The 14,015-nt window shown below is 63.9% G+C and carries 8 protein-coding genes, 3 rRNA genes and 1 pseudogene; 7 read left to right on the plus strand and 5 right to left on the minus strand.

What is annotated here, in order from left to right:
- The first annotated feature begins 51 nt into the window (after nt 1-51).
- From EP7_RS12735 to trpC, 3 genes are all read left to right on the plus strand, one after another.
- Nucleotides 52-1,089 carry a DUF1559 family PulG-like putative transporter gene (locus tag EP7_RS12735; RefSeq protein ID WP_463528226.1) on the plus strand — a complete coding sequence of 346 codons (1,038 nt, stop codon included), beginning with the start codon at nt 52-54 and terminating at the stop codon, nt 1,087-1,089.
- A gap of 183 nt (nt 1,090-1,272) precedes the next feature.
- A complete protein-coding gene (locus tag EP7_RS12740; RefSeq protein WP_463528227.1) occupies nt 1,273-2,313 on the plus strand; it encodes a N(4)-(beta-N-acetylglucosaminyl)-L-asparaginase in 1,041 nt (346 codons plus the stop codon).
- A gap of 321 nt (nt 2,314-2,634) precedes the next feature.
- Complete coding sequence (gene trpC / locus EP7_RS12745) at nt 2,635-3,459, plus strand: indole-3-glycerol phosphate synthase TrpC (RefSeq protein ID WP_463528228.1); 825 nt, start codon at nt 2,635-2,637, stop codon at nt 3,457-3,459.
- Here the strand turns inward: trpC and EP7_RS12750 are convergent.
- Complete coding sequence (locus tag EP7_RS12750) at nt 3,416-3,814, minus strand: lipid-A-disaccharide synthase N-terminal domain-containing protein (protein WP_463528229.1); 399 nt, start codon at nt 3,812-3,814, stop codon at nt 3,416-3,418. The two genes, trpC and EP7_RS12750, sit on opposite strands and share 44 nt — an antisense overlap.
- 4 nt (nt 3,815-3,818) lie before the next feature.
- Nucleotides 3,819-4,730 (minus strand): glycosyltransferase, encoded by a 912-nt coding sequence (locus EP7_RS12755; protein ID WP_463528230.1) that lies wholly within the window; start codon nt 4,728-4,730, stop codon nt 3,819-3,821.
- Between the two features lie 250 nt (nt 4,731-4,980).
- On the opposite strand from EP7_RS12755, the gene EP7_RS12760 reads away from it, so the two are divergent.
- Entirely contained in the window at nt 4,981-6,333 is a 1,353-nt protein-coding gene (locus EP7_RS12760; RefSeq protein WP_463528231.1) for a DNA methyltransferase, read from the plus strand.
- On the opposite strand, the gene EP7_RS12765 is transcribed toward EP7_RS12760, so the two are convergent.
- The 3 genes and pseudogenes from EP7_RS12765 to EP7_RS12775 all read right to left on the minus strand — a co-directional run bounded on the left by EP7_RS12765 (nt 6,330) and on the right by EP7_RS12775 (nt 7,772).
- Nucleotides 6,330-6,941 carry a hypothetical protein gene (locus tag EP7_RS12765; RefSeq protein ID WP_463528482.1) on the minus strand — a complete coding sequence of 204 codons (612 nt, stop codon included), beginning with the start codon at nt 6,939-6,941 and terminating at the stop codon, nt 6,330-6,332. The genes EP7_RS12760 and EP7_RS12765 overlap by 4 nt on opposite strands.
- 219 nt (nt 6,942-7,160) lie before the next feature.
- Nucleotides 7,161-7,370, minus strand: a pseudogene (locus tag EP7_RS12770) (helix-turn-helix domain-containing protein); the annotation flags it as partial.
- 90 nt (nt 7,371-7,460) lie between these two features.
- Nucleotides 7,461-7,772, minus strand: a complete 312-nt coding sequence (locus EP7_RS12775) for a hypothetical protein (RefSeq protein WP_463528232.1) — start codon at nt 7,770-7,772, stop codon at nt 7,461-7,463.
- Nucleotides 7,773-8,712: 940 nt separating this feature from the next.
- Between EP7_RS12775 and EP7_RS12780 the strand changes: the two genes are divergently transcribed.
- The 3 genes from EP7_RS12780 to rrf all read left to right on the plus strand — a co-directional run bounded on the left by EP7_RS12780 (nt 8,713) and on the right by rrf (nt 13,986).
- Nucleotides 8,713-10,235 (plus strand): 16S ribosomal RNA (locus tag EP7_RS12780).
- Nucleotides 10,236-10,798: 563 nt separating this feature from the next.
- A 23S ribosomal RNA gene (locus tag EP7_RS12785) occupies nt 10,799-13,615 on the plus strand.
- A 263-nt stretch (nt 13,616-13,878) separates the two neighbouring features.
- Nucleotides 13,879-13,986: ribosomal RNA gene (gene rrf, locus EP7_RS12790) — 5S ribosomal RNA — on the plus strand.
- Together the 16S, 23S and 5S rRNA genes form the textbook arrangement of a ribosomal RNA operon.
- The last annotated feature ends 29 nt before the right edge of the window (nt 13,987-14,015 follow it).

A 14,015-nucleotide genomic window follows, 5' to 3' on the forward strand; every position in this document is an offset into this window, starting at 1 on the left:
CGCGCGGCCAGCTTTCAGTCCGCCCTTCACATCTCCCGAACGGAGCCTCGGATGCAGAGAATTGCGTCGCGTCACCGCGCGTTCACCCTCATCGAACTGCTCGTCGTCATCTCCATCATCGCCGTCCTCATCGCCCTGCTGCTGCCGGCCGTGCAGAGCGCCCGTGAGGCCGCCCGCCGGATCCAGTGCACCAACAACATCAAGCAGCTCAGCCTCGGGTTCGCCAACTACGAGAGCGCCACCGGCAGCTTCCCCCTCGGCGGCTTCCGCGCCCCCTCGGCCGGCGGTGCGCCCTGCAGCGGCTCGCACGAGCATAGCTTCATCCTGGCGCTGCTGCCGTACATCGAGCAGTCGCCCCTGTACAACGCCCAGAACTTCAACGTCCACTTCACCTCGGCCGACAACTCGACGGTGACCAGCACGCAGATCAGCGCCCTGTCGTGCCCGAGCGACGGCGCCGCGGCGGTGCCCGACAAGCGCTCGCTGGGCTACAACATGTACTACACCAATTACCGCGGCTGCGCCGGCACGGCGTACCAGGTCGGCCGCTACTCCGAGCCCAACTGCGACCCCGCCTACAGCGCCAAGGCGGCCGCAGCCGACGGCATGCTCTACTTCTACAGCAACGTCAAAATCTCCGGCATCACCGACGGCACCAGCAACACGATGATCCTGGGCGAGCTGGCCTACGGCAAGCTCCCCGTCGATGAGCGTTGGGACTGGGTCTGGTGGAACTCGGGCAACAACGCCGACACGCTGTTCAACACCCTGTTCCCGGTCAATCCCCAGAGGAAGATCAACCAGGGCTACACCAACACGGGCACGCTCGGCGCCAACGTAAGCATCGCTTACCACAGCGCCTCGAGCTTCCACCCGGGCGGGATCAACGCCGGCTTCTGCGACGGCTCGGTCCGGTTCATCAAGGACACGATCAACACGATGCCCTATGATGCCACGACCGGCCTGCCGATCGGCATGGCCCCCGACTCCAACGGCATCCTCCGCGTGGTGCCGCCCGCCCAGCGTGGCATCTGGCAGGCGATCTCGACCCGCAACGGCGGCGAAATCGTCAGCTCCGACGCCCTGTAAGGCGATGCCGGTTCGCTCCGGACCGGGATCGATCTGACCTAGACCATCGGCCGAGCGGGCCAGCCCCCTTCCCGGAGTGGCTGGCCCGCTCGGCTCGTTTCCGCCCTTCGCGCCTGATCGCCCCATCCCGCGGGCCACCCGCCCGAGGCCCGAACTCCGAGAACCAGGCAGGATCTTCCCTCGATGAAACCGAGCTTCCACCGCCGCAACTTCCTCGCAGCGAGCGCAGCCAGCGTGGCAACCCTCGCCGTAGGTGCCTCGCCCGCCAAGCCGCTCGGACAGAAGCGGCCTCTGGTGATCAGCGGCTCGCTGGCCGTCGTTGAACTGGCCATGAAACGCGTTATGGAAGGCGCCGACCCGCTTGATGCGGCCATCGAGGGGGTGGCCATCCACGAGGCCGACCCCAATGACCACTCCGTCGGCTACGGCGGGACCCCCAACGAAGAAGGGGTCGTCGAGCTCGACGCCGCCGTGATGCACGGCCCCACCCACGGCGCAGGCGCCGTGGCCGCCCTGCGCAACATCATGCACCCGGCAGCCGTCGCCCGCGTGGTCATGCAGCGCACCAAGCATTGCCTGATCGTCGGCGACAACGCCCTGAAGTTCGCCCGCGAGCACGGCTTCCCCGAGACCAAGCTGGAGACCGAGGTCACCCGCGAGGCCTGGATCCACTGGAAGGAAAACCTGCTCCGCGGCGGTGGGGCCCGTCTCGGCACCAAGCTCAGCCAGCTCAGCCCCGACGCCCGCGAACTGGCCCAGACCTACATCCACGGCACGGTCCACTGCTCGGTGATGGACACCCACGGCGACCTGGGCTGCACCACCTCCACCTCGGGCCTCGGCTACAAGGTCCCCGGCCGCGTCGGCGACTCGCCCATCCTGGGCGCCGGGCTCTACCTGGACAACACCGTCGGCTCGTGCGGGTCGGTCGGCCTGGGCGAGGTGAACCTGATCAACTGCTCGTGCTACCTGGTCATCGAAAATATGCGTCGGGGCATGCACGTTAAGGACGCGATGATCGCCACCCTGAAGCGCATCGCCGAGACCGCCACCCGCGATCCCAGGTTCCGCAACGACGACGGCAAGCCCAACTTCGACGTCACCTTCTACGGGTTGTCGAAGGACGGCAAGTTCAGCGCCGCCAACCTGAGGGGCCCGACCTCGCTGGCCGTCCACGACGGCAAGACCGCCCGCAACGTCGACGCCGCCTCGCTGGAAGACTGAGCCGGCAAAGTCATCGGCGAACCCGCCTGTCCGCTCACAAGTCAGACAATCGCTGCGTGGGGCTCGCCCAACCCCACGCAGCGATTGCGTCCAGCGAGTGAATTAAGGAACAGCAAGCGAAGAGATGGACCCAGGCAGCGTATCGCCGCGCCTTCAGAGCGAAGATCGCCGGCGTTCGCTCTGCGAGCCTTGCCATTCGCCGCCCGATTCTCGCCGTGACTTTCGCCTTCTAACTCCGGTATCTTGGATTCCTCCGATCGCCCGAGGCAAACGAAGTCCGGGTCCCGATTGATTCCCGCCGCACCCCAGGGGATGAAGCCCGTGGACGGTTCGATCCTCGACAAGATCGTCGCCACCAAGCGTCGAGAGGTGGCCGAAGCTCGTCGACGCCTCCCGCTGGACGAGGTGGAACACCAGGCCCAGGAAGCCCCGCCGACCCGCGACTTCAGGGCCGCACTGGCCGGCTCCGGGCCGATCCGGCTCATCGCCGAGGTCAAGAAGGCGAGCCCCTCGGCCGGCATCATCCGGGCCGATTTCGAGCCGGTCAGCCTGGCTCGCACCTATCAGTCCCACGGCGCGGCCTGCCTGAGCGTGCTCACCGACGAGACCTACTTCCAGGGCCACCTCTCGTACCTGGCCAGGATCAGGGCCGCGGTCGCCATCCCGTTGCTGCGCAAAGATTTCCTGATCGACGAGTATCAGGTCGTGGAGGCTCGCCTGGCCGGCGCCGACGCCATCCTGCTCATCGCCGAGATCCTCGACGACGACCAGATCGCCGCCATGATCCGCAGGGCCAAGGGCCTGGGGATGGCCGCCCTGGTCGAGTTCCACGACGAGGCCAACCTGCCCAGGGTGCTCGCCGCGGGTGCCGACCTGGTGGGGATCAACAACCGCGACCTGCGGCACTTCACGACCGACCTCGATCTCACGATCCGCCTGCGCGACCAGATCCCCGACGACGTCGTCCTGGTCGGCGAGAGCGGCATCCACACCAGGGCCGACGCCGAACGGCTCGAGGCCGCGGGCGTCCACGCAATGCTCGTTGGCGAGTCGCTGATGCGGGCGGACAACGTTGGCCTCGCCGTCGAGCGCCTCCTCGGGCTCAGCCCCGAGCCGATTCCGACCCTTGAGCCTTGGACTTCCTGAGCCGATGGGGACCGGATAGGGAAGGGGCCTGGGACTGGACGGGCGACCCCGCCTCGATCTCCCGGATGCGCCGACGCTCGGCCCGCATTCGGGCCTTCTCGATCAGCATGATATTGCGGACATAGATGAACAGCCCCATCGCCTGCCCGACGATGATGACGGGGTCCTGACGGTGGACCGCGTACGTCAGCAGCGTGAAGCCGCCCAGCAAGCTGAGCCACCAGAAGGCGACCGGGACGACCGAGTCTTTCTTCTTCTCAGACGCGGCCCACTGCACCATGAAGCGCATCGTGAAGAGCGTCTGGCCCAAAAACCCGACGATCAGCCAGCGTTCCGGGGTCATCGCGATCGACAAGGGATCAGGCCTCCTGTCCAACGGTCCGCCGCACGATCCCGAGATGGGTCGGCTGGGTCGACGCCAGGGCCGACTGGTCGGCAATCTGGCCCGCGACCGTGTAAGCCACCCCTCGACGCATCAGCCAGGCCACTCCTAGCAGGTCGACCACCACCTGGACCGACCGGTTCCAGATGTTGTAGTGCGAGTTGCCATGAGGACGCGGCCTGTGAGTCACCGGCAACTGCGCAATCCGACACCCTTCGCGGAGGAGCAGGGGCCCCATGAACCGGTGCGAGCCGCGGAACATTGGCATGCGTAAGGCCATCTCGCGTGAGAAGATGCGCACCGAACAACCCGTGTCGCGGATCGACTGCCCGAGCACCCAGTTCCGGGTTCGGTTGGCCATCTTGCTGATGATCCGCTTCGACCAGATGTCCTCTCGCTTGACCCGCCACCCCAGCGCCGCATCATGGCCGGGCAGGGCATCCCAGAGCGTGGCCAGGTCGGCCGGATTGTTCTGGAGGTCGGCATCCAGCACCGCAACCCAGCCCCCGCGAGCCGCCCTGAATCCGGCGGCCGTCGCGGCCGACTGGCCAACGTTGTTCGCCAGAACTAGACCCCGCAACTCGGGGTAGTCGGCCGTAAGCCGCCAGAGAACATCCTGGGTGTCGTCGGTCGATCCGTCGTCGACAATCAGGAGTTCAAATCCGGCCAGTCGATGCACCTGATCTTCGCCGCGTCTGGCCCTCAACGCGCGGAACGCCTTGGCAACTTCCTCGACGAGTTGAGGTAGGCTGGCCGATTCGTTCTTGGCCGGGACGACGATGGACAAGAAACCATCGGGCAAGCCCGGGGTCGAATCGCCGCCGTTCGTCAGCAGCCCACGGCCATTCGGGCCTGGTCGGTGCGACGGGTCGTGTCGCATCGCGGTCATGTCGAGGGCCTCCTTGCCAACCTACCTGGGCGGGCGACGCACCGGGATCCTTCCCTGGCCCCGGGCGCCACCGTCGTGCATTCTGTTCGATTCCATCGGCGCGCCTACCCCAATTGCTTTGGTCCGAATTCCTCGGTCCGACCCGGACCAGACAGATTCTGCGCCCCAGGTCACGCTGGACAGGACAGACCGCCGCTGCTAGCCTCCGACAAATCTGACAACTCTGACGATTGAACGGGCCCAAGCCCCCATGCCGAGCCCCGCAACCATCCTCGCCGAAGCCCGCCCGATTCCTGTCGCGATCCTCCGACCTAACCCCTTCAGCGTCATGGTCTACGGTGATCCCGCGTCCGAAATCGGGGGGCTCATCGACGGAGTCCGCGACCACGGGATCCTCGTCCCTCTCGTCGTTTCCCCCGCCGAACAGGGCTACGAACTCATCTCGGGGCACCGTAGGCTCGCATGTGCCCTCACTCTTGGTCTGACAGCCGTTCCGTGCGAAATCCGGGTCTATCCCGATGAGGCCGCCCGTCGCGAGGCAGTCATCGAGTACAACCGTCAACGGCGCAAATCGTTCACTCAGAAAATGCGTGAGGCCGACGCCGTCGAGATTCTCCTCGCCACCGCAGCCACCGCACGCCGCCTCTCCAACCTCAACAAAGGCAGCGAACCGAACGGTTCTCCCGATCGTCTGAATTCCGACGGTCGAGCCGGTCGCACGGACAGCCACGTCGCGGAGCTGATCGGGCTCGGAGGCAAGGATCTTTTTCGCCAGGCACGGGCCGTCTGGAAGATGGCCGGGCAGGGGGACCCACGCGCCAGAAGCGGCGTCGCTCTCCTTGACCTGGGCGAGAAGTCGATCCACGCCGCCTACAAGGATCTCCGCCGCCGCGATCGGTTCACCTCGGATTTCCGCCCGACTCCCTACGATGTCTGGAAATTCCGCCACGACCGCGCCTACGGTGTCCCCCATCCCGGCTCCATCCCCCCCGGAATCGTGGCGCACGCGGTCCATTACTTCGCCGCCCCCGGTGCCCTGGTGGTCGACCCGATGGCCGGTGGGGGAGTCACCCCCGACGTTTGCGCCGCCATGGGACGCCGCTGCCTGGCCTACGACCTTAATCCCGCCCGCGAAGACATCGCCGCCCATGACATCCGCCTCGGCTTCCCGGAAGAGGCACGCGACTGCGACCTGATCTTCTGCGACCCCCCCTACCATACAATGCTTTCCGCAGCCTACGCGAAAGAGGGCGTCTCAAACTCTCCGCTCGACGCATGGACTAGCTTCCTGAAACTTCTAGCCGGCAGCGCCTACGCCGCCTTACGCCCAGGTGGCTACCTTGCCCTCCTGCTGGCCAATCAGACCGAGAAAGACCTGCCCGCTGGCCACGGCTATCTCGACCACGTTTTCCTGGGTTATCAGGCCCTGACCCAGGCCGGATTCCTGCCCGAACGGCGGATTCATTGCCCGATGGACGGGGCTTACCTGCCCCAACACGTCCGCAGGGCGCGCGTGGAAGGACGCATGCTCGGGCAAGTCAGAGACCTGCTCGTCATGCGTAAACCCTTACCAAACCAAGCCTTACCGCCACTTAGCTCTTAAGTGGCATCCGGCTCGCCGCCGGCCAGCTCGTAGACCATGTTGCGGACGAATGGATTGCTCAACGTCGGGTTGCGACGGACGATCGGCCCCGGAAGCATACCGACGGCACGTTCAACCAGTCGTTCGAGTTCGTCCGGGCTCAGCCGCTCCAGCACCAGCCCCATCGCCTCATCTTCGGACTCTCGCTCGACTTCCACCCGAATCTGTTCCTGTTTCGTGGAGACCTTGCGCAACGATTCCTCGAGTTCTCGGCGGCGGACTTCCAGTCGAGCGGCGACCTGAGGGAGCAGGTCGTATCCGTCCTCGATTCCCGCGCGGAGATATCCGGGCCCGTTCTGCAATTTGCCTTGGCTCTGGAGGTAGAACGCATTGAGCAAGACCTTGGCCACATCGCTCGGGTCTTTTTGCGCCGCAATTCGCTGAGCCAGGCGTTGCGGGATCCCTTGATCTGTTAACAAACCTTGCAAGTCCGCAGCAACAATCAGGCGACCTTCGACCGTCAGCTGGAACGGCGTTCCCGGAATCGGAATGGTGTGCGTATCTTCTCTCGTTCGTTGTTCTCGTTTGGGCCCAATCCCGGGGCCGCCCGGGCCGAGGAATGAGGCCACCGCCCCTAAGGAGATTGGGACACCTGGCGGGGTCGCCCCTAAAGAATCTGGGCCAGTGTCGAGGATGGGTGCGAAAGAATTTGGGACAGTGCTGTGGGGGCCTTGGGGCGGTTCGCCGCCGGTCGCTCGGATCCGAGGCTTGGGCCGTTCTGGGGCCTGGCTCATCACCTTGTAGGCGGTCGACTTGCCCCTCGACTTGCTCGTCGCCAGTAACCCGCGGCTCGTCAATTCTTCGATCGCAGCCAGCACCGTCTGGCGGCTGAGCCCCCCCTGCCGCGCGATGGTCCTTATGCTGGGATACGCCCAGCCGGTGCCGAAATCCGCGTATAGGCCGATGACCAGATAGACCTTGATCGCCGATCCGCCGAGCGTCTTGAACGCCTCGGATCGCAGCAACTCGTGCTCGACTCGGAAGAAAAACGAATCCATGGACGGCGGCTACCTTCCCTGGGGCCGACGTAGGCACAGCCTGAGACCGGACGGTCTGATCCTCGGGCGGCGGAATGGGACAGTGCAGATTCAGGCCGACATCTGTTCGGGCGGGTCCGAGACGAAATAGGTCTTCACCTTCCCCCGCTCGTTCGCGGTCGCGACGACCAGGCCGAGCGTCTCGAGACGCGTCAAGCCGTCGATGACCGTCGGGCAAGTCAGGTTCGTCCGCTTCATCAGCTGGCTGAGACTCAAGGTGACATTCTGTCCCGGTTCGCCACCACATGCTTCGAGCATCGCCAGATAGATCTTGATCGCATCTCCTTTGATACGAGCAAGATAACCGCGATCAATAAGGACGCTCTTGAGCCAGCTGGCCTGAATTGGCATGGCAACGGGCACGACGGTCCCCCTCCCTCTGATTCGGCCAGATCGAAGCCCCGGACATCAAGGCGAGCCTCTACGTGCAAGCCTCATACATCTGGCCAGTGGGCGACCGAGATCAGGCTTGCGTAATCGCGAATACCCGCTGAATCCTATCGGCCGGCCTTGGCCCGGAGCATCAGCAAAGGGCCCCCATTCGGAAGTTCCAGATAGAGTCAGTCTTCGCGCGCGTCTATAAGGAAAGTGAGGGCTATGGAGAAGAAAAGAGGAGGAAACGCGTGAAGAATCCAGGGTCAGATCGTTGACACTCCGCCAGACCCTGGTACTATCCCCTTGTCGCCAGTGACGAGACGCGGAGACGCGAAACGACACGAAGGGTGACTCAAACGTCCGGTTCACTCGAGTCCGCGGTCAGGCCTCTCGGGGCAAAGATCGCAAGACCCGACGGGTGGATCATTCAAGACGTGGCCCGGTCGAGACGACGGGGCCGAAAAAATCGGGGTTGACGCCTGACGGGGCCACGCGATACAGTGGCCCCTCCTGACGCGAAACGCTGCGGAAACGCGGTGACGCGGATGCGGGTGTCGAAGGTGGCCGGGGGGTTCGAGGGGCGTGCAGACGCCCGGAGACGACCCGGTCGCGACGGGCGGCGAGCGATCGCGGCCCCGGTATCGACTGTTCGGTTCGAGTCGGTTCTTTGACAATTCGGTCGATCGAGAAGACAGTCCACATGAGTGGACCCTTGAGGGAAGCCGATGCGAGTCGTCGCACTCATCGGGACGGGGGGCTCTTCGGAGTCGCTCGGACGGATGATGCGGGCGGACTCAGCTCCGGCCGGGGGGGTTAAAGCCCTTGGCTGGTGCGACCAAGTTTTTTTCCTCGACCCAGAGGAATGGTTCGGAGGAGGAGTGCGGGACGGGGATTTATTCCCGGACTACGCTTCTCTTATCTCGACCTCATCTCGAAGGGTTTGATCCTGGCTCAGAATGAACGTTGGCGGCGTGGATTAGGCATGCAAGTCGTACGCACCGCAAGGTGAGTGGCGCAAGGGTGAGTAAGGCGACGGTAACCAACCCCATGGTTGGGCATAGCCGGGAGAAATCCCGGGTAATTCCCAGCGACGTCGCGGGGAGGCATTTCCCCGCGACCAAAGGTGCGATTCCGCCGTGGGACGGGCCGTCGTGGTATTAGGTAGTTGGCGGGGTAACGGCCCACCAAGCCTTCGATGCCTACCGGGCGTGCGAGCGTGGCCCGGCACACTGGGACTGAGACACTGCCCAGACTCCTACGGGAGGCTGCAGTCGAGAATCTTCGGCAATGGGCGCAAGCCTGACCGAGCGACGCCGCGTGGAGGATGAAGGCCTTCGGGTTGTAAACTCCTGTCGAGGGGGAGGAAGGGGCGGCGCAGAGCCGTCCTTGACCGATCCCTGGAGGAAGCACGGGCTAAGTTCGTGCCAGCAGCCGCGGTAAGACGAACCGTGCGAACGTTATTCGGAATCACTGGGCTTAAAGAGCGCGTAGGCGGATTGCCGCGTCGGAGTCTGAAATCCCCCGGCTCAACCGGGGAACTGGATCCGAAACGGGCAGTCTTGAGGGACGTAGGGGGGGCTGGAACTTCCGGTGGAGCGGTGAAATGCGTTGAGATCGGAAGGAACGCCCGTGGCGAAAGCGAGCCCCTGGACGTCTACTGACGCTGAGGCGCGAAAGCTAGGGGAGCGAACGGGATTAGATACCCCGGTAGTCCTAGCCGTAAACGATGGACACTGGGTAGGGGGCTCGCCGATGGGCTCCCTGCCGCAGGGAAACCGTGAAGTGTCCCGCCTGGGGAGTATGGTCGCAAGGCTGAAACTCAAAGGAATTGACGGGGGCTCACACAAGCGGTGGAGTATGTGGCTTAATTCGAGGCTACGCGCAAAACCTTATCCCAGGCTTGACATGCACGGATTAGCCGGCGGAAACGTCGGTGAGGCCGCAAGGTACAACGTGCACAGGTGCTGCATGGCTGTCGTCAGCTCGTGCCGTGAGGTGTTGGGTTAAGTCCCCTAACGAGCGAAACCCCTGTGTCCAGTTGCCAACGCGTCATGGCGGGGACTCTGGACAGACCGCCGGCGTTAAGCCGGAGGAAGGCGGGGATGACGTCAAGTCCTCATGGCCCTTATGCCTGGGGCTGCACACGTACTACAATGGGTCGGACAGAGCGAAGCCAACCGGCAACGGTGCGCCAATCGCAAAAACCGCCCCCCAGTTCGGATTGCGGGCTGCAACCCGCCCGCATGAAGCCGGAATCGCTAGTAATCGCGGATCAGCATGCCGCGGTGAATGTGTTCCTGAGCCTTGTACACACCGCCCGTCAAGCCACCAAAGCGGGGGGCATCCGAAGTCGCCGGAGCCGCAAGGCAGGCGCCGAAGATGAAACCCGTGATGGGGACTAAGTCGTAACAAGGTAACCGTAGGGGAACCTGCGGTTGGATCACCTCCTTTCTAAGGATGTCTCCAAGTTATCGGCACCGCCCGCAACCGCGGCGGCACGCGTCGGCTTCCCTCAGAGGTTCACACGCTGGATCTGTCTTCTCGCTCGATCGATCACCGCGCGGATAGTCGCCGGCCGGGTTCGTCCCGTCCGGCGATTGTTCACTCGGATGGTTTGGGGATTCGGTCCCCCCCCTGCTTCACCGGGCGGGGGGCGTCGCCTGCACTTGACTGTGCGGACGTCGCCCTCCGGCCGGTGGCCGGGTCTCTCGGCGGCTTCGGCCGTCGGAGGGACACTCTTTGACAATCCGGTGTCAGTCACGCAAGAAGTTTCTAGGACGTGATACATCTCCGCCTCCGGCGGGCGTGGGCTTCGGCCCATGAGCCTCGGAGGGGCGACTTGCACGTTTCATCTCCACGAAAGTGGACCTTCGGAGCGATAGTGATAAGTCAGTCCTCGCCGTGAGGCGACGATTGACTTGCAGAGCAGAGAGAGGACCGCATCGGTCCGGATGAGCCAGGCTGGATCAAGGCCGAAAGGTCGTGGGTCCGACAGGGCGGGTTCGGGTCGGCGTGGTCAAGCTCCTAAGGGCACGGGGGGGATGCCTAGGCGTCATCAGGAATGCAGGCGTGGAAGGCTGCGAAATGTCCGGGGGAGCTGCCCAACGAGCATTGATCCCGGAATACCTGCGGAAGACCCGGGGAACTGAAACATCTCAGTACCCGGAGGAAAAGAAATCAACCGAGACTCCCTCAGTAGCGGCGAGCGAACGGGGACCAGCCTAAACCGTCGGGGACACCCGGCGGGGTCGTGGGGCCGGAGCCATGGAATGCGAGTTTCTGTAGCCGAAGTCCGCTGGAATGCGGCACCGCAGCGGGTGATAGTCCCGTAGGCGACATGGGAACTCCTCCTATCCGGTACCCGAGTAGGGTCGGGCACGTGAAACCCGGCCTGAATCGGCGGGGACCCTCCCGCAAGGCTAAGCACTCGATGACGACCGATAGCGAACCCAGTAGGGCGACCGAACGGTGGGAAGAACCCCGACCAGGGGAGGACACTGATCCTGAAACCCCGTGCCTACGAGCGGTGGGAGGGCGTTTGGCCTCGTGCCAGCCTGACCGCGTGCCTTTTGCATAATGATCCGGCGAGTTACTGTGTGCGGCCCCAGGTTAACCTCTTCAGGAGGGGAGCCGCAGGGAAACCGAGTCTGAACAGGGCGACATAGTCGCACGCAGTAGACGCGAAACGAGGTGATCTACCCATGGGCAGGTTGAAGCGGCCCTAACCGGCCGTGGAGGACCGAACCCACCAGTGTTGAAAAACTGGGGGAGGACCCGTGGGGAGGAGTCAAAGTCTTATCAAACCTCGAGATAGCTCGTTCTCTCCGAAATGGCTTTAGGGCCAGCCTCGGACCATTGTCGTGCGGGGGTAGAGCGACGGACTTCGGATGGGGGGCTTCCCGCCTACCCACCGAAACCCAACTCCGAATACCGCACGATGTACTCCGGGAGTCAGAGCGTGGGGGATAAGCTCCATGCTCGAGAGGGAAACAACCCAGACCGCCGACCAAGGCCCCCAAGACGACGCTCAGTGGTAAAGGAAGTGGGATCGCGGTGACAGCCGGGATGTTGGCTTAGAAGCAGCCACCATTTCAAAAGTGCGTAACAGCTTACCGGTCGAGCCATCCCGCGCCGAAAATGACGGGGACTCAAGCGTCGCGCCGCAGTCGCGGATTCTTAATTGAATGGTAGGAGAGCGTCGGAGGCCGCATCGAAGCCGGACCGTAAGGACCGGTGGAGCGCCCCCGAGTGCGAATGCCGGAACGAGTAACGATAAGATGGGTGGGAAGCCCATCCGCCGAAAGCACAAGGTTTCCTGGGGAAGGTCAATCCGCCCAGGGTCAGTCGGGACCTAAGTCGAGGCCCAAGGGCGTAGACGATGGGCAGGGGGTTAATATTCCTCCACCCGGCGGTGAGGTTGAATCGCGGAGGACGCCGTGATGAGTCAGGTCGGGGCGTTAGATTGCCCCGTGCCGCAAGGCCGACAGCATTCGATCTGGAAGCCTGATGACTTCATGGCCACGAAAAGCCCCGCGAGGACGATCCGTCGGCCCGTACCGCAATCCGACACAGGTGTGCTAGGCGAGCATCCGAAGGCGTTCGGGAGAACCCTCGTGAAGGAACTCGGCAAAATGACCCCGTAACTTCGGGATAAGGGGAGCTCCCATCGCGAGATGGGAGCCGCAGAGAATCGGCTCTAGCGACTGTTTATCAAAAACACAGGACTCTGCTAACTCGCAAGAGGACGTATAGAGTCTGACGCCTGCTCGGTGTCGGTAGGTTAAGGGAGGCGGTGAGCGCAAGCGTAGCCGGCGACCGAAGCCCCGATAAACGGCGGCCGTAACTATGACGGTCCTAAGGTAGCGAAGTTCCTTGTCGGGTAAGTTCCGACCTGCATGAATGGCGTAACGACTGGAGCGCTGTCTCCACGAGGGACCCGGTGAAACTGTAGTCGTGGTGAAGATGCCACGTACCCGCGGTCAGACGGAAAGACCCCGTGAACCTTTACTGCAAGATGACATTGGTCCTGCGTCCACGCTGTGTAGCATAGGTGGGAGGCTACGATCCGACGGCGCCAGCCGGCGGGGAGCCACCGGTGAAATACCACCCTGCTTGGACGTTGGCCCTCACCGGCGCGATGAGCTCGCGCCGGGACCGTGTTCTCCGGGCAGTTTGACTGGGGCGGTCTCCTCCCAAAGCGTAACGGAGGAGTGCAATGGTACCCTCGGCCCGGTCGGCAATCGGGCAACACGAGCGCAAACGTATAAGGGTGCCTCACTGCGAGACCCATCAGTCGAGCAGGGACGAAAGTCGGCGTTAGTGATCCGGCGGTGCTGGATGGAAAGGCCGTCGCTCAACAGATAAAAGGTACTCCGGGGATAACAGGCTGATCTCCCCCGAGCGTCCATAGCGGCGGGGAGGTTTGGCACCTCGATGTCGGCTCATCGCATCCTGGGGCTGGAGAAGGTCCCAAGGGTTTGGCTGTTCGCCAATGAAAGCGGTACGCGAGCTGGGTTCAGACCGTCGTGAGACAGGTCGGTCCCTATCTGCCGTGGGCGTCGGAAACTTGCGGAGCGTCTCCCCTAGTACGAGAGGATTGGGGAGGACCGACCTCTGGTGTGCCGGCTGTCCCGCTCGGGGCATCGTCGGGTAGCCAGGTCGGGACCGGATAAGCGCTGAAAGCATCTAAGCGCGAAGCCCCCTCCAAGACGAGGTTTCCAGTGACTTCAGGTCACGAAGGCTCCTGGAAGACGACCAGGTCGATAGGCCGGGAGTGTAAGGCGGGCGACCGCCTCAGCCGACCGGTACTAACAGCCAAGACGCTTGACCACCCCGACTCGGCCCCGCCCCACCAAGGCGGGCCACCCGAGACGAACAGGGTGAGTCCTCAACCTGCCGCGAGTGCCCGCACCCTCGACCTCCGTCGAAATGCGGAATCACCGCTCCGGCCCATCTTTCGCCACGAGACGAGGCGTCCAACGACGCCCCTCGCGGACGATCGCATCCCGCCCGAAGATTCTGATCGCGTGACTGACCGGATTGCCAGAGCAGCATCCACCGCGAACGTCGGGCCTGACCGCCCGCCGTCCGCTTTCCCGGCGACCATACTGGCGGGGCCACACCCGTTCCCATCCCGAACACGGCCGTTAAGCCCGCCAGGCCCATGATAGTGCGCAAGCGCGAAAGTCGGTCATCGCCGGGATCCCCCAATCGCCCAACGCCCCGCCGATT

Source organism: Isosphaeraceae bacterium EP7 (genome assembly GCA_038400315.1).
Taxonomy (GTDB): Bacteria; Planctomycetota; Planctomycetia; order Isosphaerales; family Isosphaeraceae; genus EP7.

What these genes read in the sequence shown, in the direction of transcription:
- EP7_RS12760 (WP_463528231.1), top strand. Translation starts at nt 4,981, where the DNA reads ATGCCGAGCCCCGCAACCATCCTCGCCGAAGCCCGCCCGATTCCTGTC.
- EP7_RS12735 (WP_463528226.1), top strand. Translation starts at nt 52, where the DNA reads ATGCAGAGAATTGCGTCGCGTCACCGCGCGTTCACCCTCATCGAACTG.
- EP7_RS12740 (WP_463528227.1), top strand. Translation starts at nt 1,273, where the DNA reads ATGAAACCGAGCTTCCACCGCCGCAACTTCCTCGCAGCGAGCGCAGCC.
- EP7_RS12755 (WP_463528230.1), bottom strand. Translation starts at nt 4,730, where the DNA reads ATGACCGCGATGCGACACGACCCGTCGCACCGACCAGGCCCGAATGGC.